General features: G+C 37.2%; 24 protein-coding genes and 1 riboswitch. Of the genes, 10 read left to right on the top strand and 14 right to left on the bottom strand.

Going from position 1 to position 25,643, the window contains the following annotated elements:
* Positions 1–104: 104 nt before the first annotated feature.
* From CHI10_RS11555 to CHI10_RS11525, 6 genes are all read right to left on the bottom strand, one after another.
* Positions 105–1,082 carry a tRNA dihydrouridine synthase gene (locus CHI10_RS11555; RefSeq protein ID WP_095244435.1) on the bottom strand — a complete coding sequence of 326 codons (978 nt, stop codon included), beginning with the start codon at positions 1,080–1,082 and terminating at the stop codon, positions 105–107.
* Between the two features lie 191 nt (positions 1,083–1,273).
* Positions 1,274–1,951, bottom strand: a complete 678-nt coding sequence (locus tag CHI10_RS11550) for a conserved phage C-terminal domain-containing protein (RefSeq protein ID WP_095244434.1) — start codon at positions 1,949–1,951, stop codon at positions 1,274–1,276.
* Positions 1,952–2,729: 778 nt separating this feature from the next.
* Complete coding sequence (locus CHI10_RS11545) at positions 2,730–3,293, bottom strand: hypothetical protein (protein WP_095244433.1); 564 nt, start codon at positions 3,291–3,293, stop codon at positions 2,730–2,732.
* 102 nt (positions 3,294–3,395) lie between these two features.
* Positions 3,396–3,722, bottom strand: coding sequence for a hypothetical protein (locus CHI10_RS11540; RefSeq protein ID WP_076260223.1), 327 nt, complete (start codon positions 3,720–3,722; stop codon positions 3,396–3,398).
* Positions 3,723–3,733: 11 nt separating this feature from the next.
* Positions 3,734–4,624, bottom strand: coding sequence for a hypothetical protein (locus tag CHI10_RS11535; RefSeq protein WP_095244432.1), 891 nt, complete (start codon positions 4,622–4,624; stop codon positions 3,734–3,736).
* A 468-nt stretch (positions 4,625–5,092) separates the two neighbouring features.
* Positions 5,093–5,175: riboswitch (cyclic di-GMP riboswitch) on the bottom strand.
* 1,084 nt (positions 5,176–6,259) lie between these two features.
* The gene (locus CHI10_RS11525) at positions 6,260–7,624 is read right to left on the bottom strand and encodes a hypothetical protein (RefSeq protein WP_095244431.1); all 1,365 of its coding nucleotides are present in this window, start codon (positions 7,622–7,624) and stop codon (positions 6,260–6,262) included.
* Between the two features lie 220 nt (positions 7,625–7,844).
* On the opposite strand from CHI10_RS11525, the gene CHI10_RS11520 reads away from it, so the two are divergent.
* Both CHI10_RS11520 and CHI10_RS11515 read left to right on the top strand, forming a co-directional pair.
* Entirely contained in the window at positions 7,845–8,690 is an 846-nt protein-coding gene (locus CHI10_RS11520; RefSeq protein ID WP_095244430.1) for a hypothetical protein, read from the top strand.
* A 242-nt stretch (positions 8,691–8,932) separates the two neighbouring features.
* On the top strand, positions 8,933–9,286 hold the full coding sequence (locus tag CHI10_RS11515; RefSeq protein ID WP_095244429.1) for a hypothetical protein: 354 nt from the start codon (positions 8,933–8,935) through the stop codon (positions 9,284–9,286).
* Between the two features lie 852 nt (positions 9,287–10,138).
* Here CHI10_RS11515 and CHI10_RS11510 read toward each other — a convergent pair.
* Positions 10,139–12,406 (bottom strand): AAA family ATPase, encoded by a 2,268-nt coding sequence (locus CHI10_RS11510; protein WP_095244428.1) that lies wholly within the window; start codon positions 12,404–12,406, stop codon positions 10,139–10,141.
* A gap of 347 nt (positions 12,407–12,753) precedes the next feature.
* Here CHI10_RS11510 and CHI10_RS11505 point away from each other — a divergent pair, with 347 nt between their 5' ends.
* From CHI10_RS11505 to CHI10_RS11490, 7 genes are all read left to right on the top strand, one after another.
* Complete coding sequence (locus CHI10_RS11505; RefSeq protein WP_095244427.1) at positions 12,754–13,320, top strand: hypothetical protein; 567 nt, start codon at positions 12,754–12,756, stop codon at positions 13,318–13,320.
* A gap of 783 nt (positions 13,321–14,103) precedes the next feature.
* Positions 14,104–15,093, top strand: coding sequence for a GTPase (locus tag CHI10_RS11500; protein WP_095244426.1), 990 nt, complete (start codon positions 14,104–14,106; stop codon positions 15,091–15,093).
* 38 nt (positions 15,094–15,131) lie between these two features.
* Positions 15,132–15,290, top strand: coding sequence for a hypothetical protein (locus CHI10_RS22355; protein WP_179289017.1), 159 nt, complete (start codon positions 15,132–15,134; stop codon positions 15,288–15,290).
* 142 nt (positions 15,291–15,432) lie between these two features.
* On the top strand, positions 15,433–15,621 hold the full coding sequence (locus CHI10_RS22690) for a winged helix-turn-helix domain-containing protein (protein ID WP_286137311.1): 189 nt from the start codon (positions 15,433–15,435) through the stop codon (positions 15,619–15,621).
* Positions 15,622–15,651: 30 nt separating this feature from the next.
* On the top strand, positions 15,652–16,095 hold the full coding sequence (locus CHI10_RS22685; RefSeq protein ID WP_286137310.1) for a hypothetical protein: 444 nt from the start codon (positions 15,652–15,654) through the stop codon (positions 16,093–16,095).
* Positions 16,043–16,483, top strand: coding sequence for a Mu transposase domain-containing protein (locus CHI10_RS22680; protein ID WP_286137309.1), 441 nt, complete (start codon positions 16,043–16,045; stop codon positions 16,481–16,483). The genes CHI10_RS22685 and CHI10_RS22680 overlap by 53 nt, the downstream gene beginning before the upstream one ends.
* A gap of 14 nt (positions 16,484–16,497) precedes the next feature.
* Positions 16,498–17,091, top strand: a complete 594-nt coding sequence (locus CHI10_RS11490; protein ID WP_286137308.1) for a recombinase zinc ribbon domain-containing protein — start codon at positions 16,498–16,500, stop codon at positions 17,089–17,091.
* 16 nt (positions 17,092–17,107) lie between these two features.
* Here the strand turns inward: CHI10_RS11490 and rlmD are convergent, their stop codons facing one another.
* From rlmD to CHI10_RS11465, 5 genes are all read right to left on the bottom strand, one after another.
* Positions 17,108–18,496, bottom strand: coding sequence for a 23S rRNA (uracil(1939)-C(5))-methyltransferase RlmD (gene rlmD, locus CHI10_RS11485; RefSeq protein ID WP_095244424.1), 1,389 nt, complete (start codon positions 18,494–18,496; stop codon positions 17,108–17,110).
* Between the two features lie 19 nt (positions 18,497–18,515).
* Complete coding sequence (locus CHI10_RS11480) at positions 18,516–19,397, bottom strand: DNA-3-methyladenine glycosylase family protein (RefSeq protein ID WP_179289016.1); 882 nt, start codon at positions 19,395–19,397, stop codon at positions 18,516–18,518.
* A 103-nt stretch (positions 19,398–19,500) separates the two neighbouring features.
* Positions 19,501–20,292 (bottom strand): delta-lactam-biosynthetic de-N-acetylase, encoded by a 792-nt coding sequence (gene pdaA, locus CHI10_RS11475; RefSeq protein ID WP_095244422.1) that lies wholly within the window; start codon positions 20,290–20,292, stop codon positions 19,501–19,503.
* Positions 20,293–20,409: 117 nt separating this feature from the next.
* Positions 20,410–21,963, bottom strand: a complete 1,554-nt coding sequence (locus CHI10_RS11470) for a fumarate hydratase (RefSeq protein ID WP_095244421.1) — start codon at positions 21,961–21,963, stop codon at positions 20,410–20,412.
* Positions 21,964–22,139: 176 nt separating this feature from the next.
* A complete protein-coding gene (locus tag CHI10_RS11465; RefSeq protein ID WP_035326476.1) occupies positions 22,140–22,322 on the bottom strand; it encodes an SE1561 family protein in 183 nt (60 codons plus the stop codon).
* 175 nt (positions 22,323–22,497) lie between these two features.
* On the opposite strand from CHI10_RS11465, the gene CHI10_RS11460 reads away from it, so the two are divergent.
* Positions 22,498–23,016, top strand: a complete 519-nt coding sequence (locus CHI10_RS11460; protein ID WP_095244420.1) for a DUF421 domain-containing protein — start codon at positions 22,498–22,500, stop codon at positions 23,014–23,016.
* A 13-nt stretch (positions 23,017–23,029) separates the two neighbouring features.
* Here the strand turns inward: CHI10_RS11460 and ggt are convergent, their stop codons facing one another.
* Together ggt and CHI10_RS11450 are read right to left on the bottom strand one after the other, a co-directional pair.
* Complete coding sequence (ggt, locus tag CHI10_RS11455; protein WP_095244419.1) at positions 23,030–24,736, bottom strand: gamma-glutamyltransferase; 1,707 nt, start codon at positions 24,734–24,736, stop codon at positions 23,030–23,032.
* A gap of 137 nt (positions 24,737–24,873) precedes the next feature.
* Positions 24,874–25,503 carry a hypothetical protein gene (locus tag CHI10_RS11450; protein WP_095244418.1) on the bottom strand — a complete coding sequence of 210 codons (630 nt, stop codon included), beginning with the start codon at positions 25,501–25,503 and terminating at the stop codon, positions 24,874–24,876.
* Positions 25,504–25,643 lie beyond the last annotated feature (140 nt).

Raw genomic sequence — 25,643 nt, 5'->3', positions numbered from 1 at the left:
AACCAACTCAGCAAATTTAACTAAGTTATGAAAAAGCAACAAACTTTACGCCAAAACAGCCTTAAAAAGGAGGATGGACCGCAAGCCCATCCCCTTTTATCAATTCAGTTATTATTTTCAAGATTCTGTGACGCAAAGGCATCAAGCAATTCACGCACTTCATTTGTTGACCTTGTGTTCATCAAATGATTTCTCAGTGCACTTGCCCCTGGAAATCCTTTGACATAAATTTTGAAAAAGCGGTGAAGAGCGGTGAACGGCCGCAGCTCTAAATGTGAATATTGATCATGGAGATCCATATGCAATCTTAAGAGGTCCAGCAATTCATCACTAGTGTGATCCTTCTTCTCTATTTCAAAGGCAAATGGATTATGGAATATGCCTCGTCCTATCATAACTCCATCAATTCCGTATTTCTCGGCAAGCTCCAAGCCTTTTTGACGGTCAGGAATATCTCCATTGATTGTCAAAAGTGTATCCGGTGCAACCTGGTCGCGAAGCTCCTTAATCTCCGGGATCAGCTCCCAATGCGCAGGCACTTTGCTCATTTCGTCCCGTGTACGCAGGTGGATGGAAAGATTCGCAATGTCCTGCTCCAAAATATGCTTCAGCCAGGTCTTCCATTCGTCTACCTCTGTGAAGCCAAGCCTTGTCTTAACACTAACCGGCAAGCCTCCTGCTTTGGCTGCCTGTATTAGTTCTGCTGCCAGTTCTGGACGGCGGATCAGCCCGCTTCCCTTCCCATTCTGGGTCACATTGGGTACAGGACAGCCCATATTGATATCCAATCCCTTAAAACCCATTTCCGCCATCCCAATACTCATTTGACGGAAGTATTCTGGCTTATCTCCCCAGATATGTGCGACAATGGGCTGTTCATCCTCAGTAAAAGTCAAACGCCCGCGCACACTATTGACCCCCTCAGGGTGACAATAACTATCTGAGTTTGTAAACTCAGTAAAAAACACATCAGGTCTTGCTGCTTCACTCACCACATGGCGAAAAACAACATCTGTCACCTCTTCCATGGGTGCCAGTATAAAAAATGGCCGCGGTAACTCACGCCAGAAATTTTCTTTCATCTTTACATTCCAATCCTCTCATTAAGGGATATCATACGAACCCATATCCCAAAATTAAAAAGCAGCCTATTTCTGCTACTTATACACTTATACCATGGTTGGTCACTTTTTATCAAACTGCCTGCAGAGGTTTCACATTAGATATTTTTTCCTTCGTTTTTAAGCAGCGGCTCTTTAGCAAATCCATTTAGTCAGTCAAGGTTAAAATCTTCCTCCCGCAGCTGTTTTGCCTGCGGCTTTTGATTTAAATACGCTTCGAATTTTGAGCCAAACAATGTTTCAGGTCTCAGGTAGCGGGAATATTGCGGGTCTCTCTTCCATTCGGCAGTCTTCAAATCAATAACCTTTTGAAAATCCTTCAGGGTGAAGCCTTGTTCCCACCATGCCCTGATCAGACTCCTCGATTTCCTGGAGCTCTCCCGGTAACCTGAATCCGTTTTCTCATTAAGATATTGGATGATGGCAGCGTACGGAATGTCCGTTTCCTCGTCATCCAGATGGGAAAATTCACTGCCCTTTATTTGAATGGGTCCTTTTAATTCTCCCTCAATCTCTTTTAGTTTTTCATAGTCAATCGAATACCATTTCGTCTGATCCCAATTATGTGCATTGAAGTTATCCGACAGGAGATAACCCTTTTCCTCAAGAATGGAAATCGTCCGTTTAATTGTACTCAGCGACCAAAAAGGCAACTGTTTCTTCCATTCTTCATACGTGTTGTAAACCCATTTTCGTCCATCCTTCTCATTCCTGCTGACCGAAAGCCAATAATGGACATGCTGTAGCACGATCGCCTCCTTCATTCCCAGCTTCACCGCGAGCGATGGAATCAATATAATAGGCCGCTCCCCCACCAAAAACTTGCTCATTTAAATCCCTCCAGAATATCTTCAAAATGGTACACTGATTCTCAAAATGGTCATCATTGACACTATCCATTGATTCAGCTCCTCACCCTCTATATATAAAGAAAACAGTAAAAAGGACAGGGTGAATTAAAAATTTTTTATTAATGATTAAAATTCAGGGATGGAACCTTTCAGCTGACTGAAAAAGAGAGATTATATATATCATTTTGTAAGTATTCTTTGTAGTACTCTATGGTATTGGTTTGCTCAGGCGGGAATGGTTCAAAGGGGTCAAACTGAATTCATTAGGCGGGTCAGGGGGACAGGTTCATCTTTGAGCATAAACTTTATTATTCCAACAAAAAAAGAGCGGTTAATAGCATACCACTCCTTATTCAAATGTTTCAGGACGGAGGTCTGAAACAAGCCTATAAAATAGTAATTATCATGTTATAGGCATATTAATGTTTGCTTATTTGCGATTAATAGCTGATCCGGCACAATTGTATTATTTGAGTTCCAGCAGCGTACACGCCTCAACATGTGAGGATTTGATCGTGCATATAAATCTCATTAATATATTGGAATAGCACTTGCGATTTAAATAGAGTAAGGCGTATAAATTCACTCCATGCGCCCCTCACAAATTAGTACATACTGTCATCACAGATGACTAGTCCAAAAAGCCATTATTACATAAGAATATTCTTACCATCTAATCTTTGAAGAAAGCATATTAAATCATAAAGTACTTTTGTAACACATTCATCAAAAATTAAATTACTTCGACGCGTTCATTTCAACTTTTACCTGGCTTTTTTATTAACCTCATGAAAATAATCACAACGTTACATGCACAAATAATTAGGGAGAAAAATAATGGGATTGCTGAGATGACTAAAAACGAATCGATATCTCCATAAATATTCCCAACGCTATTATAGAACTCCTTAAATTCAAACAAAAATATTACTTCTGGTACTATCATAATCAAAACCAAGATTACAGATATCCAGAAAAAAAATCCGCCTTTCCTAAAATATAATATTGCTGAAAGAATATAAAAGAATAAAGCTAACAAAATTGGATATGTAATAACTTGAATTTCGGAATCACCACGGGTAATAGTCTCTTTAGTTATAAAATATAGCCATACATACCAAAAGATAAAAATTGTATTTGTCATAAAACTAATTACCGAGAAAAGCACATTTGGTTTATCAACTGATTGATTATTTCGATTTTCTATTGAATCTTTCATTTTACTAAAACTAATAGAGTTGAAATTAAATTGACAATTACTACAATTAGCTGAATTCACTTTTCTCTTTAAACCACAATTAGGGCAATATTTAAAACTCATCATTATCCACCTTTATAGTCATAGGCAAAAAAGACTAACACCAGTCAAGAAAAATTTATTTTCATTTTCAATATAACTCTAGACATGATTTAACTTATGATTCTATAGACCATAAATACTTTTAGCCAAAGCCTGGTCTATAGCATCGATGTTTTTATCATGGTTTAAATCATGATTCCAATTAGTAAGTCCAAAGTTTTGCTCGAAACTATCAATTATATTATTGTGATCTAAATCTGCTTGAAATTTGTCTATATATAGATCATTATTTAAATCCATATCGAATTTATCAAGAACTAAATCATGATCAATATCATTGATTGAATAGGTACCATGGTTTTCCAACTCGTACATTTGTAGATCGTTTGCATCAACTTCCATGTCATAGTTCATATCTAATACATCGAATGGGTCAAAATCTATAGCCATTTTGCATCCTCCTATAAATGTTTGTCTAAAAAACTCCCAATTCTCTTACCTGTTTCAGATAACTTCTTTTGCTGCTGCTTCTTTACATGTTCCCAAGTATTTTCAATACGTGAATCAATGTCTGGATAATATGTTAAATAGAATGCTCTATATGGCGTATTTGTTACTGTTTGATCTATGACTAATTTATCATTGTTATCTTGCAGTTTCTTTTTTAATAAAGATTTTAATAATTTATCTGCAGGCTGGAATCCCAATTTTCTAGATATATTTAATGTTCTTAGTTTCAATATTTTATTCTGTCCCTGATCATAGAGTTGAGAAAGATAAAATAAGTATTCCGCTTTTTTTCCTTGGTTTTTTTCCACTTGAATTGCCCGTGACATATAATCAATGCCATAGTTTAGCATTTTGTTTCTTTGATTTATTGTATTTGCAGATGCTGCTGAGTACCCTAATGCTTTAGCCAAGATAACAAGGTCCTCACCTAATATTTTTCTATTCTTATCCTTTATTCTTTTCATAGATAAAGCAATTGTCATGCCCAAACATTTTATAGGATCAAAAGATTCATAGGTATCATCCAATGTATTTAACCCTTTTGATATACCTTTACCTGCAAAAAAACCCACAGGATTAATGACCCCACGTCCTACATTGACACCACTATTTATTCTTTTATAGAAAGTAAAGGCTTCAAAGTAAAAAAGCCAATTTTTAGGATTGTCAGGATGATCTATTAAATTTTGTTGAAGTTCTCCTAATCCTGAAGCACCTTGAAGTGAATCACCAATCGCTGATATTAATGGCAAAGAGGATAACTCTTTTTTGGCTCTCCGAGAAAATTCAGCTAACTTCTTTTGTTCCGATTTTGAAAAAAAATTATCTAACATACCACCCATGCTCTCCAAACACCTTTCAAAACTTTCATATTTTAGTGTATATTGCTGATAAAAAATCCTTCATTAACCTTTCTACGGTATAAACCAAAATAAATTCCTTTATATCTTCATTTCCATCCAATCGAATTATTCCAATTTTTTATAAACTATCATAGTATAGTAACTTCTTGATTTGACAATCGGTTAGTAGATGTATTTTTGAAATATAATAACATTGTGGTTTTTAATGTTTTCGCAGTTTCGAAACTTTATAATACAATTTGCTTTAATCAATTCCTTCACAGTTAACTTCGACTATTGATCCAACTGCCATCAACACGACACCTAAACAGATAATATTTAGAACGATACTAAACATAATTTTATAAGCCTATGTGTATCAGGTTAAGTTTTTCCTTCAAACATTCCTATATTCAGCTATATAAAACAAAAAAACGCCCGTTATAGGACGTTGAAAATCTATAAAAGATTTACAACTGGCTGGCGTGTCAGAAGATTTAGCCCCTATAGTTTTGCGTCCTACTTTTTCAAGTAGTTTGCCATTTGAATTTAGGTATTATTGACTATTGTTAGTTTATTACTTTTTTACCAATTTGTAAATATGTTCCTTGTTGATTATTATTCCAAATGAATTAAATACTTAGAATGTTTCCTGAAAATCATCTTAAAATTAGCAAAACTAAAAACGAAGTTCAACCTATTATCCTATTAAGCAGTAGAGCTTAATTAATTTTGTTACTACAATCTTTCCCAAACTTCGCAGTGGCTAGAGTGGTGATGACAGAGATTATTCTTCGATGGTTAAAATTCCAAATCTTTTTTTTATTTATTACATAGTCAATAAGGTGAAGTTTTTACAGAAAATAAATCATATTTTTCAAGTACAGACTTGGAGTATAAAAATCCAAGATGCATATTTTGGGAAATACAGAAACAAATACTAACCCGATAATAAGCTAATTAAGCAGAGATTACTTAGCCTCATGAACAAAAAGTCGGCTTTCAAATTAGCAAAAAAAAATGATAAGTATTTATCTATTAGAATAGATCCAGGACGGGTCAAAGGGACAGATTCTCCCTCCCACCACAACCTTTTGTTACTTCAACAAAAAAAGAGCGGTTAACAACAACCACTCCTCATTCAGGCTTGTTTCAGGATGGAGTCTGAAAGAAGCACATAAACTGCTGATCCCCCTTGAGGCAGATAGCTATCTATATATAACTTTACTCAGCTTCAACAACTCTTACCACTTTATGCCCGCACTGCTGGCATTTGCCATGCAGGACTAATCCAAATTGATGGTTTCCAATCGTAAAACTCTCCATAGTGACAGCATCTTTACATTTGATACAAAAGACATTTTTTCTAAGTTGGCTTCTAAACTATTTAGGAATGGAGAGCCATTTTTTATTTGCATGCATACAAAATTCTCTCCCTGCTAATTTTTATAGAAACACAAACTTGTTATTTGAGTTCCAGCAGCGCAACCGCCTCAACATGTGTGGACTGTATTTGACAACACAAAGGGATGTTGGTGGGTTTACTAACACTCTTTTAAAGAATACACCTTCCTACAAATAGTGAAACCTAAAGTATCGTACGTACCTGCATCTGAATTATTTACATTTCTTTTTTTACTTAAATCCCAGCGAGTTAAATTGCCTTTCTGTTCTAGCTATATAAATACTTATCAATTTTTCAATATTCTCTGTTTTGCCATCCCGCATTTTAGCAAAGTGTTCTAATGCTTCCCTTGTTAAAACATCATCCGGGACAAGTTGTGGGCGGTCATAATAAAATATTGCTGGTTCGATTTCACCTGTTAATTTTGCAAAAATACACACTATACACATAATATCAAAATTAATATTCTCTTCTTGTGGATATGAAACATTATAAAAATCAAATGGAGAAACATTATTATATTGACGTAAATACTCTTGAATCAATATTTCAAAGCCTGGCTGCATAAATCTTGGAATATTAAGCCTTGTTACAATTGGAGTAATATTTCCTGTGAAAATAATATCTCCGTCTTCTATAAAATATTGTGTTATGTTAGTTTCTTCAAAACAGGAAACATCCAATTTATTATTTGCATATGGATTATGAAAAATAAAAAGTCCATCTGTCAATAACTCTGGAACTTCTTTATCAACGACCTGTAATTTGTATGGAATATCATTATCTTCATAATCCCTTCTAAGATTGTATACTATATTGGTAGAACTTTTTCCTGATGACAGTGCCATTGAAGTTAATTTCCCTAAAGTTGTGGTACAAGAATAAATAATTGCTGAAATATTACTATATTTATCAGAATTAAATATTCCAATAGGAATATTTGCTCCTGTTTCAGGCTTAACAACTGTATCCTTTTTTATGTAATGCTTTTCTTCTGGTACATAATATAATCCGTAAAGCAATGCTAACATAGGAAAAATATATTCTCGTCCATAATTCACCTGATCATAAGAACTCATTGCCACCAAGAATGGAACATCCTTTTCAATCCACTCACATTTAGAATACTCTTGAAAATGCTTATTTATTTTATATGTTATGGTATTGGAATGCCTAATTATAGCTTCATCTAAAACTTCATTAAAGTCAGTTTGTTGACTTGGAGGAATGAACATTTCCATTAAATCATTTAAATCTCTGTCTTTTTCTTCTCTTCCACCCTGCTTGATATTTGATACTACAGCCTCAACATATATTTTGTTTGGAGATGTGATAATAAAATCCGGTCTATTGTATGAATGTTCCAGTTCAAACCCCATTTCATTAAAACACGCATTCAAATAAAATTCCCAAAAAGTTGAATGAAATGTTTCTTGAAATTCTCTTACTATTTTTTTATCTCTATCCACAAATCCTTCCGTCCAGCCAAGTAAAATATCTCGCTCGTCATTCATAGTTATACTTTCTTTTAACAATTTAAATTTAGGATGTAAGTTTTCTTCACTAACACCCTTTACTATCTGAAATAATTCCAAACTCGTACGACCTTTCTAAGATAAAGTTGATTCCCTCTAATTAATAAAGTTTGCCGCTTTCGTATTTTAATTCCTTTCCTTTATTTAAAAACCCTATTTCAATCTATCAAGTTTAATAGAAGGAGATAATGTAAAAAGACCATTCTAACGAATATTATCTATCTAACCCAAACAAATACTGGTAATATGTACCTTAAATACTAATATAGAGGTGAATCAAATGTCCAAAAATACAGACATAGTAAGGGGAAATAACTTTGAGGTTTTGTTACCAGAAACCACGGAGGATAAAAAGAAAGAATTAAAGAACCTTATTGACCAATATGAAATTTCTGATAACCGAAAAAAACAGATAGAAGACCAAGCTATTAAGAAAAACCTCACGAGTACTTTACTTTCTAACACTGGATTGTTAGGTAAAGTCGTTAAGTTTTTTAAAGATACTGATGATGAAGTAAACAAGTCACAGCAACAAGAAAAATTTGATGCACTAATATTTGATCTAATAACCTCACAAAAAGTAAATAATGATACCATTCAGCAAATTAAAGAACTTCTTTTGGACCCCTATGGTAGTATGTTATTTAATAAATATTCAAGAATATTAAATAATGTCCCATATTATAATGAGTTTATTGATTTGTTAGGTGATGCATTAATTAATATTTCTCAAGAAGATTATCAAGAAAAGTACTACGATTTAGACTTTCTACTTACAAAGATTGAAAGTTTATCACCACTAGCTCTACTTTTACTAACCAAATTAAATGATTGGCAAGGAGAAACGTATAATAAAACAGGTGATTATAAACTAATAGATAATATTGTCCAAGGAGATTGGTATACAGACTTTGCTGCTCAATATCAAAGTGTATTACTTAAATATGGGGTATCTGAAAAAATAGAACTAGTTAATATGCATTCCCGTATGGCTCTTGTAATTAGAGAATTAGCAAACGAAGGGTTAGTAATAGCAAGTGGTGATGGTAACAAAAAACGGAAGGAATTTACTATAGGTTTATCAAAACCGGCTTTTGATATTTTACAACTATTAAAGGTGAAATAGATAAATATAAAGATACAATTCTCTTGCCCGATAATTCAAAGAAAATCGGTAATGAATTCAACTAAAAACTAATTGATTTCCAATTTAAAGTCTATAATAACTAACTTTTTCAAATTCGAAGCATCCTTTAATGTGGAGAGTTACAAATAGAAAAGACCAATAAGGTCCTTTTTTACACTATATATAATAAGTATCAATTTTTGCTTTCTCATTTTCCTAAAACGCTTCAGTAATTTAATGAAATGGTCAGACTAGCAACTTTATACGAAAAACCTCTAACAAAAGACAGGGCTAAAGAATTAGCAATTGCCGCTTTGACAGGCAATCTTGGTAAGAGTCTTTTTAGGCAGGCATTAAAGTTTATCCCTGGTGCTGGCTCTCTAGTTGGTGCTGGAATTGCCGGTAGTATGACTTTAGCATTAGTTTATGGTATTAAATATGCTTATGAAAATAACATTGAATTAGATGCGGAAGTCTTGAAGAGTCTATCTAAAATGTTTTTTAAAAAGAGGATAATTTACATCCTAATTTACAAAATTAAAATGTATTTAAAAAGCTTGGGAAGTCAAAACCTCCAAGCTTTTTGTATATTGTGAACTTTTTTTAAAAAAATGGCATTTAGTACTTCAATATACATTAGTCTAAGTAAGGTTTTTTCTGATAAGTAATTAGAGAATAAATATAAAGACCACCCCGCCTGGTAAGCTGATTTGTGTGGCCTATTCCGTTGGCGACTAACCAATGGAATTTCTAAAGTCTACTTCTAGTATTTGTTAATGGTGGTGAAGTCCAGAATTCACCCTTCACTAAAAAGGGTGAATCTGGCATTAACAATTACTCCTGTTTTGAGTATGGAGCCGCCATTATTTTGTAGTACCAGAAATGCACCTAATGCACTCCTGAGTCGCCCAGGTCTCGCTTTACCGACCGTTTCACCACGAAACGTACTACAACCCACCTTGCAAATACCAACGAGCACGGGATGTTTGATTCCTAATAACTAAAATCAATCTGGGGACATAATTCCCTTCTAACGGGATGACATCACGATGGTAAGTCGTGAGCGAGGTTGACGGGAAACTCTAACAATTCTTTTACGTCTTTTTTGCATTATCAAATCGCCTACCGATAGATGAATGGGCACACTGCCAGTTATATTAGTTTTTCTTGATGTAAAAACCACAAGGCCATTAACTTTCTCTAAACCCTTTTTATGGTTTCTCATCCTAATATGTTAATTTCGAGAAAATTAACTGTTCCCTTTCTCCAATTGATAATTTTAAATTTTTTACTCAATCTATTTTTGTTCAATAACATTTCTTTAATACTTGAAGATCCTAAATATTAGGTATCGGATTCATATTTCCTCCGTAAATTACAGCACTTTATTTTTATTATTAGAAACTGTCACGTGAATATTGGCATATTTAAAAGGAGTTTTCCAAATTCTATTCCCTTGTACCGGCTACTTCTCTCATTGCAGCTCCAACCTCAGCAAATCTATCTTGTTCTTCAACAGAATCCTCATCCTCGGATGGGTTAGTATCAGCCTCATTATTAATATCATCCATCATCATATTAAAATGGGCTATATGTCCTTGAGTATCGAAAATCTTTTTAAAGACTTGGAAGTACCTCTCTACAACATCGTCACTAGATTCAACATACAAATCGTCACTTATAAAGTGAGAGCCATCATTTATCCAGGAGATTAACGACCGGCATCTCATTTTATCATCTAGTTCAAATTTTTCTTCTAAACTATCAAGATCAATATTGCCCAGAAACTTAAAATAGTTTTCCAGAATTCTACGCATAATGTTTTGAATTGAAGCCAGACCTTGTTTATCTCTAGTTTTTAATTCTTTCCACAGTAGTTCATAAGAAGTCTTAATTGGATTTTCATTAAATCGTATTATATAAGATTGGTTTTCTTTCTTTTTTACTATCCAATATCCGCCTTCACCGTAGCTCTTTTTACCTTGTTTAAAGGTTACTTCTTTATGAAAGTAAATGTTATGTGTAAGTATAAATAGCTGCTTAATATCCGTTTTATTATCTCTTATGTCAAACATTATTTCTCTTACTAAACTGCTTACCATAAAGAGAACATTACTATCTAGACTGGATATCGGGTCGTCTATAACAACAACCTTCTCATTTACTATATCTTGTCTATTATTACTGCCTTTTAACAACTGGTAAAAGTATAGAAAGGTTATAAATGTTCTTTCACCCTCACTTAATGTATCTTTTACATCCTCTCCGGTGTTTCTTATTATTTTGTAGTTACCTTTTTTTGAAGCTGTTTCTAGTTTGAAGTTTTTAAATCCAAATGATTTAAGTATCCTATTTATTTCACTAACTGAATGTTCCACGCTGGTTGTCTTCTCTTGCAGATCAATTAAATCTTTTTCAAAACCTATTTTAAAAGATTCTTTTTTACTCTGACCTTTCCTAATTCCAACTAGAGCTTTCTCGATTTCAGTTTTTTTTCTATTAAAGCTTAAGAAATTTGTTTTGTTTTTTTCAGCAATATATCTCCAAATATCTTTTACTAAATTCTCTTTTTCGGTTTTAACATTCTCTATTAAAAGATTATATTCTGTAATTTTTTTGTTTGCCCTCTGAATTTCAGAATTAACTTCATTAAGTAATGGTAATATTTCAACCAGTTCAATAATTCTACTAGGCTCTTTTTTCTTCTTCTCTATAAGTAAAATGTTCTCATTAAATTTAGACTTAATTAATGAGAGCAGTTCTTGGATTTTCTCCCCATTAATACTTTTATCATCTGACAAGTTTTCTATTTGCCTAATTACACCTTCTACTTTATTCCTATAATCAATAGAGGATTGATTTAAATCTTCTATCTGCCTAATATAAGTTTGGTCAAAGTAACTTTCTAACTTTTTTTCAAATTCATTAGGAAGCGTTTGTTGACAGAATGGGCATTGATTATCGGTGTTTTTTATGTATGTAAAGCCTTGCTGTACCCAATCGCTTAGGTTCAATTTCATTATTAAATCAGCGATATCCACATCTTCTTTACCAATTATTTTTTGTTTGAAAATATGGTTATCATCTAGAGACGTTTCAAACAGGATTGATTTTAGTAATTCTAATTTTTCTATTGGCCGGTCAAAAATTGATTCCTTTTTTAATTTTATTTCCTCTAATGATTTTAACTGCCTAGTAGTATTTGATTCTTCAATACATTTTTGCATAAACTTTTCTTTAGAATTTCTATAACCTTCAATTAAACCTTTAAAATTCTCGTCTATTTCTTTTTTTATATCCCAACATTTCTCTTTAAATTCATTAATTAAATTTTCCTTCTCCTCAGATTTAGATTTAAGTTTTCCATCTAATTTTTCTATATCTTCTTCGTGTTTTAGAATTTCTTCTTTTAGTGAATCGACCTTAGTTTGATGTTCAACCGACTCCTTCCCTAATGTAAATATCCCTTTTATAGTTTTATCTTGTTGAAAGTTTTCATTTACAAAGTTTCGATTATATACATAGGTAGCCATCTTTCTACCTTTCCATTCTACTGTACAATCGGAGAAGTTCTCTTCATTCCTTAATACTTCTGATATTGTTGTTTTGCCGGCCCCATTATTACCGTAAATAAAATTAATTTTTCTAAGATTTTCCAAATAAGCTCCTCTATCATCATAAGTAGCAACATTTTTAAGGGTAATCTTTTCTATCATTAAAAATCCCTCCTATGAAACGCACAGATATTATATACAAATTATAACAAAATTACTAAAAAATAAATATTTACCGATGGATTCTTGTCCAATAAAAAACCCAATCTGCATTGCATAAGCTTAATTTTGACGTCATTTGAAAGCTTTGCCAAAAGAGAACAAGAGAAAGTAAAAATCCACCATTGTATGTATTAAAATTCTTCCTCATCCATATAATCGTCCGTAAACTTTAGCTTCATTGAAAGCATTGACAAAAATACCTATAAAAGGATGATCTAATGCATAATCTGAAGTTATTTTTCTCAATATAATAATGAATTTTTTTATTTGGAAGGGATTGAAGAAAATTGTTGGTTGAACCTACAAAATACTGCGAAGAATGTAGAGAATATCATCCCTACACTTTCTTTGAGGGCAGATACTTAAATATTTGTAAAATATTGAAGTGGGCTGAGGGAAGTATTAACAACGCCTTTAGACGCTCTCAAAAGACAAATAAATTAAGAAAAATCAATGGTGAAGAGCCTCTTCCGTTCTCTATTACATCATGGGACCTTCTTGATTTATGGCAAGATCAGAACGGACAGTGTTTCTATACAGGGTTGGATTTCTTCCCACCTTGGCTAGATAAATACGAAGATAAAGAAGGTATGTATACGCCCAGTATTGATAGATTAGATAATGAATTAGGGTACCAATTAAACAATATAGTTTTGGCATCTCGTTACATAAATACGATAAAAAATGATAAAAGTTTGGAACAATTCTTAGCTGAGCTAGAGGATTCTGCATATATTTCAGTTCAGGTTATATCTAGAATTAAATCTTTCTTTTATAAAGAAAGATTTAATCCGGAAATTTTTTTGTTAGATAGAGCTTCCTACTTCAACATAATGTTAAAAAAACTCATCTAAGTTCGCTAAGTAAGCTTTAAAAAAATCCCAGAAAATATTTTTATTTTATATTAAGTTGCAGAACTTTAACAATCGACAGGGTAGGATCTAATATAGATTAATGTACTTAATAGAAGAGAAACCAACATAATGTAGATGGTGTACAATGTAGATACCAGATAATGTAAAAACTCATAATGGATTTGAAAATTAAATTTTAATAGCCCTTTTCGGTAAAGCCCTGATATGTGGTGGTGAAGCCAGACTTCACCCTTCACATTAGAGGTAGAATTCGGCATTTAATAGAAAACTCCTGTTTTGCGTTTGGAGCCACCGTCATATTGTAGTACCACAAGTGCATTAAAAACACTTCTGAGTCGCCCAAGTCTCGCTTTACCAACCGTTTATAATTAACGGTGGCAATTAGATAAACTGTCAAGCTGATTAATATACTTAAAATGCCGCCCTTGCTTGGTAAGCAGATTAGGATGGCATTGTTCATCGGTGACATACCAATGGACTTGTTCAGTCAAAATATATTATATATCTATTATCGTGTTCTTATTCACATCAAAGCAACACATTAAATAAAGTAATTTTGTTCCTTCTAAATACCCAATTTTAATTACTAGAGAATTATATAGATTTCTAGTTAGGCAATAATGTGAGAGGGTAAATTCATTAGTATTAAATCAATATTTTATAATTGTTAATATACTTTTAACTGGTAAACAAGAAATTTTAAAATAAAGTGAAAAATTTAGGGAAAATTGTTAGTATTTAGTAAGGAGAGGTGAGTAGATTATGATTCAATTTGATGATAATGAATTTGAAAAGAGCTACGAAGAAGAAATAAACAATATTAATGAGCAACTTGAAAAAGAAATTTTATTTGCAATGATTGGTGATGTTAACGCTGGTAAATCCTCAACAATTAATCGCCTAATTGGAGAAGAAGTGGCTTCAGTTAACTCTAAGCCCGGGGAAACTACTGTTGTAGATAAATATAATTATAAAGATAAAATTATATTCGCTGATACACCTGGATTAGACGATATAACCAGTAAAAACTCCGAAGAGACGCTTAAATTTTATAAAGAAGCAGATGTTATTCTATTTTTCCTTAATGCAGCAGGAACGGTATTTTCAGAGGGTGAAAGACAATCCTATGAAAAAATAAAAAAATTTAATAAAAGAATAATCTTTGTTTTAAATAAAATTGATGCAGCCGATGATATTCCAGGTCTTGTTAAATTTGTTCAAGAAGTTACAAATTATGATTTTAAGGTTACTCCAATCTCATCAAGGACTGGAGAAAATATTGATATGCTTAGAAATGCTATACTTGATATTCTTAAAGAGGAAAAAAAAGATATTTTATTCGCAAAACATATTAAGGAGAAGTCTTCAACAGCAAATAAGTGGATTCTTGGTGCTGCAACTTCAGCAGGTGCTGTAGGGGCAGCACCAATCCCAGGCTCTGATATTATTCCCTTAACCGGTATACAAGTCAGCTTAATGATCAGATTGGCAACTTTATATGAAAAACCATTAACAAAAGACAGAGCCAAGGAATTGGCAATCGCGTCTTTGACTGGAAACTTGGGAAAGAGTCTCTTTAGGCAGGCAATAAAATTTATACCCGGGGCAGGATCATTTGTTGGGGCTGGAATTGCCGGAAGTATGACATTAGCGTTAGGTTACGGAATTAAGTATGCGTATGAAAATGATATTGAACTAGATGCAGAAGTTTTAAAGAATCTCTCTAAAATGTTTCTTCAAAAGAACCAATAGGCTACATACAATTTACCAAATTTAATGGAGGTTTTCATTTGGCGTTAGTCTTAATTGATCCTCGAGGTGTAGGAAAAACAAGTGTTGCAAAATTGATCGTAGAAAAACTTTGTCTTTCTTATGTATCATTATATGAAGAAGGAAAGAGTTTAGATTATTCCATTCGACAATCACCTCAGGGTGATTACGGCAAGTGAAATGTACCAACAATGACATTCTATTTACCACCTAATGACAAGAAATGTACCAGCAAATGACAAGCTGTTTACCACTATACCTTCTGTATAATTATTGAGCAAACCTTCGGGTGTGCCATTATTATTCAGGAGGTATTTTTGTATGATTCATTATCGGAAGATATTGGAATTACACGATGAGGGCATCAGCCTTAGAGGCATCGCTTCAAGTACTGGTCATTCTCGTCAAAAAGTAACAGAGATCATCGGCCTTGCCGAAAAGAAGGGGTTAGTCTGTCCGTTAGAGGAAGAAATGACGGATAAGTGGATTGAGGAATTTCTTTTTCCTTAGAAGACATTAGAGGCTTCAGGTCGACACCCCTTGAATTTTGACTATATTCATGAAGAGTTGGCAAAGCCCAATGTAACACTTTCACTTCTCCACCATGAATATGAAGCTGAATGTAGAGCGAGCCAGAAGATTCCATACTCTTATCGTAGTTTTTTGCGTCATTACAGCAATTATGCAGATAAGTACAAAGCTACTTTGCGCATTCGCAGAAAACCAGGTGAAATCATGGAAGTCGATTGGGCGGGTTCCACAGCATTCATCATTGATAGAGATACTGGAGAAAAGGTAAAAGCTTATGTGTTCGTTGCGACCCTTCCCTGCAGCCAAATATCATACGCAGAAGCAAGCTTATCTATGGATTCGCATTCCTGGATTACACTTCACAATAATGCGTATAAATATTTTGGTGGAACGACTCAGATTGTCGTTCCAGACAATCCTAAAAACGAGTGTTACGAAGCATACGACCCGTGAATTGATATTAAATCCTGCCTATAAAGAGATGACAGACTACTACAACACTGTCGTCATGCCTGCGAGGGTGTGTACTCCCAAAGATAAAGCTAGTGTAGAAGGTTCGGTTGGAGTTATCTCTACCTGGATCATTGCAGCATTAAGAAATACGCATTGCTTCACAATTGATGAATTGAACGAAGAGGTTAGGAAGAAATTAGATGAATTTAATAAAAGACCCTTCACGCGGAAAAAAGGGTCTCGTTTGTCTGCATTTGAAGAAGAGGAGAAATTTGCGCTTTCTCCCCTTCCAACAGCAACTTATAAAATGCCTGAATGGAAAAAGACAACTGTAGCACCTGACTATCACGTTTCTTTCGATAGTATGTTTTATTCCGTACCCTACTAATATATCAATATGTTTTGTTCTGTGAACATTGCCAAAAGGGAATGTGGTTCAAGGCTAATCAAAAAGGCTATAGGTGTGGCGGCAATATTAAACACGGAGATACTTTCTGGGAGAATAGAGTAGTTATCCGAGAAAAAGAACTAGAACACATTATCATCGAAGATTTACAAGAGCTTTTTCAATCTATTCAAGACGATGAGTTCCTAAAAAGCTTACAAAAGAGACTCGATCAGAAAAAATTTCAGATAAATAATGAACTCAAAAAAATTGAGAAAAAATCAAATAAATTACGTTCTAGAAAGAAAGATTACCTTGATATGTATGCTGACGAAATAATAACTCGGGAAGAGCTAGTGGAATATCGTAAGCAGATTGATCAGGAAGTATCTAATTTAGAAACGGCTAAGATTCAGTATCAAGAAAAGCTAGAAGAGTGCGAAAGTGAGAACTATGCAATTCATTTAGGTAAGAAGCTTAAAGAAGTTTCAATACTAAACGATTTAACTCCTCAAGACTTACACTCACTGGTGAATAAAGTCACCTGTAGCATTGATGGTAATCTTCGTATTCATTACAACTTCGTAAATCCTTTCGAAGAACAGGAATAGGCAACAACCACAAGGGTTAGTTGCCTTCTTTTAAAATGAGTTGCGAGATACACTCAACATGCGCCGTCTGCGGAAACATATCCACAGGCTGTATGCCATTTACTTTATATTTGGAACTCAAGACCGAAATATCCTTAGCCAATGTGGATGGATTACACGAAACATAAACCACTTTCTTCGGCTGGACTTTCAAAATAGTTTTTAAAAGCTGCTGGTCCAGTCCTGTTCTTGGCGGATCGACGATGATAACATCGGGACGCCATCCTTCTTTTGTCCATTTCGGAAGCCATTCTTCTGCTTTGCCGACCACGTATTGGGCATGCTTGATTCCATGGCGGGCCGCATTTTTCTTTGCATCTTCAATGGATTCCCTGATGATATCCATGCCGCGGATTTCAGCTGCCTTATCGGCTACCCATAGTCCAATCGTTCCGACGCCGCAGTATGCGTCAGCTACTTTTTCCTTGCCTGTTAAAGCCGCTGCTCTCTTGACTTCATTATAAAGCTTGACCGTCTGTTCAGGGTTCAGCTGGAAGAAAGTCCGTGCCGATAGTTCAAACTGAAGGTCCCCAAGCGTTTCCTGGATAAAGTCGCTTCCATCCAGATTCGTGGTTTCCTGTCCAAAAATAATGGAGGTTTTTTCACCGTTCACGTTTTGGATGATGGACTTTACTTCAGGCAGCTCACTTTTTATTTTTTCGATAATGATTTCTTTTTTAGGAAGCTCTTTTTGAGCTGTAATTAATACGATCTGCAGCTCGCCTGTCTGTATTCCCACCCTGGCAACGATGGTTCTTACGATGCCTTTGCGGTTTCTCTCATTATAAATGGGTATTCGCAGGTCCTGAAGAATTCGCTTCACTGCTTCTGTCGCCTTTGTTGTCTGCGGATGCTGGACCGCACAGTGCTCAATATTAATCAGGCGGTGCGAATTCATGCCATATAAACCGGCCAGCACCTTCCCGTCTTTTTGGCCAACCTGGAACTGGCTTTTATTTCTGTAGCTCCATGGATCTTCCATTCCAATGGTTTCTTTTATATCCAGCTTTTCAGGATTCAACTTGGTATGGCGCTCTAAAGCTTGAATAATGATATCCCGCTTTTCCTTCAGCTGCTGATCATAGCGGAGATGCTGCAGCTGGCAGCCGCCGCACTCATGATAGACCGGGCATGGGGGCTGGACGCGGAACTCCGACTTTTTGCGGATTTTCTTGATTTTGGCCTCAGAAAACTTTGGATTTACCTTTGTTGCTTCTGCGACAATTTCCTCACCTGGCAGTGCCCCAGGTACAAATACGACCTGCCTTTTAAAGTAACCGACACCTTCGCCATTGATGCCAAGCCTTTTGATTGTCAGCGGGAACGTCTGCTTAAGTTTTAATTTAGCTTTTTGTTCTTGTTTCATGATCCTTCATCACTCCAAATTACTCGATGCTTCTCCACAAATAAAGCGAAGCATAGCTCAAATAAGGATTCCAGCTCTTTGAAAATGTCTCCATTTCTTCAAGAGTCGGTTTCGCTTCTAATTTATATAATTTTTTCAAGGCATTCTGGATGCCGATGTCTGCAGCCGGAAAAAGATTTGGCCGGCCAAGCCCGAACATTAGGAAATTCTGAACAGTCCAGGGACCGACACCGCGCAATTTGATCAGTTTATCATAAATTTCTTCATCTGAAAGGTTTTTAAGCTCATCAAAGTTTATATTTCCCGCCGCCGTTTCTTTTGCAATGCCAATGACATATTCAGCCTTCCGTCCGCTGAACTGCAGTTCCCTCAGGTCCTCCACCTTAAGTTCTGCCACTTTTTCAGGCAGCGGATAGAACCACACACCGTCTTGTTCAAATCCAAAGGTTTTCACAAACCGTTCTGTTAATGTGTGTGCAAACGCAAGATTCAGCTGCTGGTGGATAATGCATTTCAGGATACAGCCATATGGATCAAAGTCGAGCACAATAGGCGTTCCATAATGCTCTTCAAATATCGGCTGTAATTCTGTGTTTTGAAAATGTTTGTGAATGGTCTCAAGTGGCAGATGCCATTGGAATATTTCCGATAAGCGCTCAGCTGCTTTTTCTTTAAGGGAGCCATCCGTTCCGGAAATTAAAAATTCCGGCTGTTCCGTCGTTCCGATTGCTTTTACTTCTGCCACGACCGGCTGACGCTTAAGCATCATAGGCACTTTCACAGATCTATCCTCTATATTAACCTGATTAAGAGGATCGTTCGAAAGCCTGTCCAGTACGAGATCAAAATTATAAGGTCCTTCTACTTGTATCTTTTCCAAGAAGAATCCGTCCTTTATCATTTTCCCCGATTATAGCATTTTTTCGCTAAAATTGTTTACCTATGCAAAAATAGACCCTGACGAGCCGGGTCTATTTCTGCGATCATTGTATTTCTGCCAAACTTCAGTACAGCATCTGCTCCCCAATCGCCTGCTCCCATGTCAAGTCGTCAAGGCTCTTAAACGTGTACCCGCGCTTTTTCAGATCCTGAATGGCTTTTTCAAGTGCATCGGCATTGTCCTTTGAGACTGTGTGCAGAAGCAGAATACAGCCAGGGTGGATCTGGCGCATAATATTGTCATAAGAATACTGCCAGCCCTTCTGCCGGTCAGTATGCCAGTCTACAAAAGCAAGTGACCAGAATACATGCGTGTAGCCTTCCTTTTTAGCAAGAGCCAATGTACGTTCACTGAATATCCCGCGCGGCGGCCGCAGATAAGCCATTTGCTTAACACCAGTCAGCTTTTCGGTTTCAGCACGGACCATTTCGAGCTCTTTGATAAATTTCTCATCGCTCACTCTGGTCATATCAGGGTGATGCCAGGAATGATTGCCAATGATATGCCCTTCAGCCGCCATCCTCTTGACGAGATCGGGTGCGCTTTTTAAATAATGGCCTGTTACAAAAAAGGCAGCAGGGACCTTTTCCTTTTTTAAAACGTCCAGAACCTGCCCGGTATAGCCGTTTTCATATCCATTATCAAATGTTAAATAGATCTCCTTTTTGCTTGTATCGCCTTTATAATAAGAGCCATGCCGTTCAAGCAGCGAATCGAGCGGCTTGCCTGCTTCAGCGGGCACCTCATTTTTTGCTTTTTTAAATCCCCAATGAACCGGCGAGTTGCCGTAGTTTGCATAAGCTGTTCCGGAAAAAAACAGAATAAATACACTCAGGAAGATACTTAATTTTTTCATCTGAGCTCCTCCAATATTTTTTCTTAGTGTTTGTGAATGAAAAAAAAACATTCACAGGGCCGGCTGGCAAAAATGCACAAAAAAAGAGAGACCGCAAGCAGCCTCTCTCGTTCCTCTTTAAAATACACGCTCTTTGAATTGAGCCAATTTCTCAAGTGAAGATTTATCGACATCACGATGAAGGCTGTTGCCGTGGGAATCCATTGTCACCACTGCGGTAAAGCCTTCAACCTTAAGGTGCCACATAGCTTCAGGAATGCCGAATTCCATCAGGTCCACACCTTCAACAGACTTGATGCAATCTGCGTAATATTGTGCAGCCCCTCCGATTGCATTTAAGTAAACGCCGCCATGCTCCTGAAGTGCTGCCAATGTTTTCGGCCCCATACCGCCTTTTCCGATTACAGCACGGATGCCAAACTTTTTCATGATGTCACCCTGATATGGCTCCTCACGGATACTTGTAGTCGGACCGGCTGCTTTCACATGCCACTGGCCGTCTTCATCCTTCATCATAACCGGACCGCAGTGATAAATAACCTGTCCATTAAGGTCAACTGGAGCATCATGATCAATCAAGTGGTGGTGGATGGCGTCGCGTCCCGTGTACATCATGCCGTTGATTTGAACGACATCTCCGACCTTAAGACCGCGAATCTGTTCTTCCGTGATCGGCGCCTGCAAGGTCACAATGTTTGTTTTCTCTGCTGTTTCAGCAGCTGCCGCAGTCTCAAGCTCAGCTTCAGTTGCACCAAATTCGATGTGCTCGCCTTCCTGGTACATCCATTCATTAATTTCGCCTGTTTCCATGCTGATTTCCACACCAAGACGGCGGAACGCCCAGCAATTATAGGCAACAGATACGAAGAAGCTTGCCGGAATGCGGTTCATCACACCGACTTTACAGCCTAGAAGTGTTGTTTCCCCGCCGAAGCCCATTGTTCCGATGCCAAGCTCATTGGCATTTTCCATTACATAGTCTTCAAGCTTGCGAAGATCTTCATTAGTGTTCACATCATCTACAGAACGGAACAGCTGCTCTTTTGCCAGGTCGTAGCCTGAAGAGCGGTCTCCCCCGATTCCCACACCGATGAAACCGGCGCTGCAGCCTTGTCCCTGGGCCTGGTATACAGAGTGCATGATGCACTTGCGGATTCCATCCAGGTCACGTCCAGCGCGGCCAAGGCCGTCAAGTTCACAAGGAAGGCTGTATTGGATATTTTTATTTTCACAGCCGCCACCTTTTAGAATCAGGCGTGCGTCAATATAGTCTTTTTCCCATTGCTCGAATTTAATAACGGGAGTGCCAAAGCCAAGGTTATCACCACTGTTGGCGCCAGTTAAAGAATCAACAGAGTTCGGGCGAAGCTTTCCATCCTTGGTAGCCTGGGCAATCGCGTTTTTGATTGCTTCCTTCATGACCAGCTGGTTCGCACCGACAGGCGTCTTGATTTTGAATGTCGGCAAGCCGGTATCCTGGCAGATTGGCGACACATTGTCATCAGCCATTTTAATATTATTTGTAATCGTATCCAGGCTCATCGCCGCTCTCGTGCCGGCATTTTCTCTTTCTTTCGCTGATTTAATCGCACGGCGCACGTCACGCGGAAGATTCGTGGATGTCTGAACAATCAGCTGATACATGCTTTCCTGAAATTTGTCGATATTCATTGCTTTAGTCCCCTTCCCTTTGCTCCCTATATCGCTATATCTTTTATGAAAATTATAATTATTAATCGTCTACCATTATACTCCTATCTGAAGTGTATTTAAAGATAAAGGTTGCAATCGTTTACAGGGTGAAAAAGGAATTTTCCGCAAAAAAAAGAGCCCTCAGGCTCCTATTGTTAATCGCGGTTATTAAATTCACGGCATTTGGATTCGAGGTCATCGATCATTTCAATCAGACGGTCGATGTCTTCGATCTCAGTGTCTTCCGGCTCAATAGCTTCCAGTACGTCCAGGAACATATTTAAGCGCTGCTTTAGAAAAGTAACTTGTGAATTTTTATCTTGAATCGGACTGCCCAAAAACGTTCTCTCCTTTCGTCTCGATTACATCCTACATGAAATCTGTGGTTTCAGCAAATAAGTATTTTCACTTAATATACCCGTCAATGCCACCCTGCAACATGAATATGGATTAAAATCGTCGTTTATTGTCTTCCTTTTAAAGGAATAGACCTATATAGAAGGGAGGCAAACCATGCTTTTTTCCAGCTGGCAGGACATATGGAGAGTTCTCTCGATTGGGGCAATGAGTTATATATTCCTCGTTATATTCCTAAGGATAGCAGGAAAGAGAACGTTAACCAAAATGAATGCATTTGATTTAGTGGTGACAGTTGCCATCGGCTCTACCCTTGCCACTATATTCCTTAATAAACAGGTATCACTTGCCGAAGGGCTGACTGCTTATGTTCTTTTGATCAGCCTTCAGTATATCGTTTCCTGGCTATCTCTTCATTCAGCCAAATTCAATAAGCTCATAAAAGCCAGTCCAGAACTTCTCTATTATAAAGGCCATTTCGTTGAATCGGCTTTAAAAGAGAACAGGGTTTTACAATCAGAAGTGCTACAGGCAGTGCGCTCCGGCGGTCATTCCTCAATGGATGAAATTGAAGCGGTTGTGTTTGAAACTGACGGCAGTATGTCAGTCATTCAAAGGAGCAGTTCAACCAGCACGATGAGCACCCTTTCTGATATTGGCCATAAGAAAAGCTGATGCCAAAACGGCATCAGCTCTTTATTTGCTCCTCTGTAATTCCGGCAGCCTTCCCTTCACGGCTTGAGTCAGCCGCTCCATATAAACGGCCTTTCTCCCGGTCGATTTGGATAGCCTGTACATTTCCGATCCTGCTTGGCTTATCTCCAAATTCATACCCCATGGACTCCATTTCTCCCTTGGATTCCATGCTGATGCCCGGCTCCCACTCAATAAGAGGGCCTGTTGTGGCAAAGATCCGGGGCTCTTCAATCGCTTCCTTTAAATTCATGTTATGATCAATAACATTCACAATCGTCTGAAAAACCGAGCCGATAATGGTCGGCCCGCCTGGAGAACCAAGGGTCAGGACTGGCTGATCATCCTTAAACAAAATCGTCGGGCTCTTACAGCTGACCGGCCTTTTGTCCGGTTTTGGTTCATTGATGCCGCCAGGGTTGGCATCAAAGTCTGTCAGCTCATTGTTTAATAAAAATCCGTATCCCTTTACCATAATACCTGAGCCAAACGGGTGCTCAACGGTTGAGGTACACGCAGCAATATTGCCCCATTGATCGACAACCGTGAAATGCGTCGTTTCACTTTTCTCTAAATCATCCGGCTGGCGGATAATCTGCTTTGGTTCGCCCTCCTGGTATTTCCATGGGTTCCCAAAATCGATGGCATCATTTCTTCTTTTAAAATTAATGGCTTTGACCCGTTCAGCAATATAATCATCATGAAGCAGCCCTTCAATCGGGAGATCTGAAAATTCCGGATCCCCTGAATAAGCAACCTTGTCAGCAAACGCCAATCTCATAGCTTCTGTAATCAGATAATATTTCTCCCATGACTTTGGATCATATTGGTTTAAGTCAAACTTCTCCAGGATCTTCAGTATTTGAATGACGGTTACACCGCCTGCACTTGGAGGAGCGGACGAAGCAATCTTATAGCCTTTATATTCGCCCCAAATCGGTTCATCAATTGTAAGACGGTAATTCTTCAGGTCCTCAAGCGTCATAAAGCCGCCTTCTTCTTCAAGACTCTTTATAATTGCTTCTGCGATCTCCCCTTCGTAAAAAGAAGAAATCCCTTCTTTTTGAAGGATCCGGAATGTCTTTGCTAAGTGCTCCTTAACAAGACTGTCCCCTTCCTTCAGGGTTTTGCCTTCAGGGAAGTAGAAAGCTTTAGCCTCTTCACCAAGTCTGTAATGAAAGTTCTGAAGAGCTTCCTCCAGTACCCAGTTCACTTCCACACCGCTCTCAGCAGCTTCGATTGCCGGCTGGATCAGATCGGCTAACGGCTTGGAACCGTGTTCCTCAAGAGCTGTTTCAAAAGCTTTTAAAATACCCGGAATGCCCACTGCTGATCCATGGGTAGAGCGTTTACGAAAATCGATTACTTCCCCGTTGTCATCGAGAAACATTTCCGGATGCACGCCTTTTGGCGCCCGAGTGTGGCCATCATATATTTTTACATCTTTCTTTTTATTGTCGTATACCATTAAAAACCCGCTTCCGCCAATACCTGTCATCATTGGTTCTACGACATTAAGAGCAAATTGAATGGCTGCTGCAGCATCAACTGCATTGCCGCCCTCCCGCAATATTTTTTCACCAATATCTGTGGCAACTGAATGAGGACTGACGACCATCCCCGCAGTGCCAACAGCTGTTTCTCTTTCGTGTGATTGCTTTTCCATATCGTTTGATAATGATTTCCCTCGTCTATAACCCATAATGTAACCTCCAAAAATTGTCCTGTACCTATAATTAAGGGTTACCCCCGCCGTGTATTTATAAAACAACCATCATTAGGAAAAAAAACAAAAAAAAATCCTCCACTCCTAAGAGCAGAGGATTTTCATATCATCTATTAAAGGTTATTGCTGTTTTTTTGAGTCTCAGGGCTATAGGTAACTGCACTTTCACCGCGCTCTGCCGGGAAAGCAGTATTTGTGCTGCTCACTGCGCCTGTACCTTGATAGTTTGAGCCTGTGGAAGTTCCACTGTTTTCAACAGGGTTTTCCATTAACTCCGAGCCAGCCTCTTTCACTTTTGAACCGATATCAGCCAGCTCGTTTTTTGCATCCTTCGCTGTTGACATAGCATCGGTTGACACTTCCTTCACCACATCCATGTTGCCGAAAACATCTTCATTCACGCGCTGATATAAACTCTGTGCGTCTTTAATGGCATCTTTCAGGGTATTGGAAGCACTCTTGAATTGATTAATCATGTTTTCCTTTACATCACCGGGATTTTCCCTTACTTCTGAAATGAGATTTGCAGAAGAATCCTTAAGATCCATTGCTTTCGTTTTTACTTTCGTTCTTGTTGAGGTATCAAGCATAGCTAAGGCACCGCCAATAATACCGCCAATCACAATCCCTTTCACCAGCTTGCTGTTTTGTCCATTGTCATAATTCATGTCCATATTCTGACCGTAATCAGACCTCAAAGCAGTTGTTGTGTTTGTCGTATTATAAGTGTTATTCTGTTCCATGTTCATTTCCTCCTCTTTAGTTTAAAAGTGTTTCTCGTTTGATATTGAGTTAATTCCCGCAGGAGGAGAAATTAAACGTTATTATGTTATTTTTAGTACTAACTATCGATTGACAATAGATCCCAAAGATTAAATAATGA

This window comes from Bacillus sp. 7894-2, from assembly GCF_002272225.1.
Taxonomy (GTDB): domain Bacteria; phylum Bacillota; class Bacilli; order Bacillales; family Cytobacillaceae; genus Cytobacillus.
This window is presented reverse-complemented; position numbering and strand designations above follow the sequence as displayed.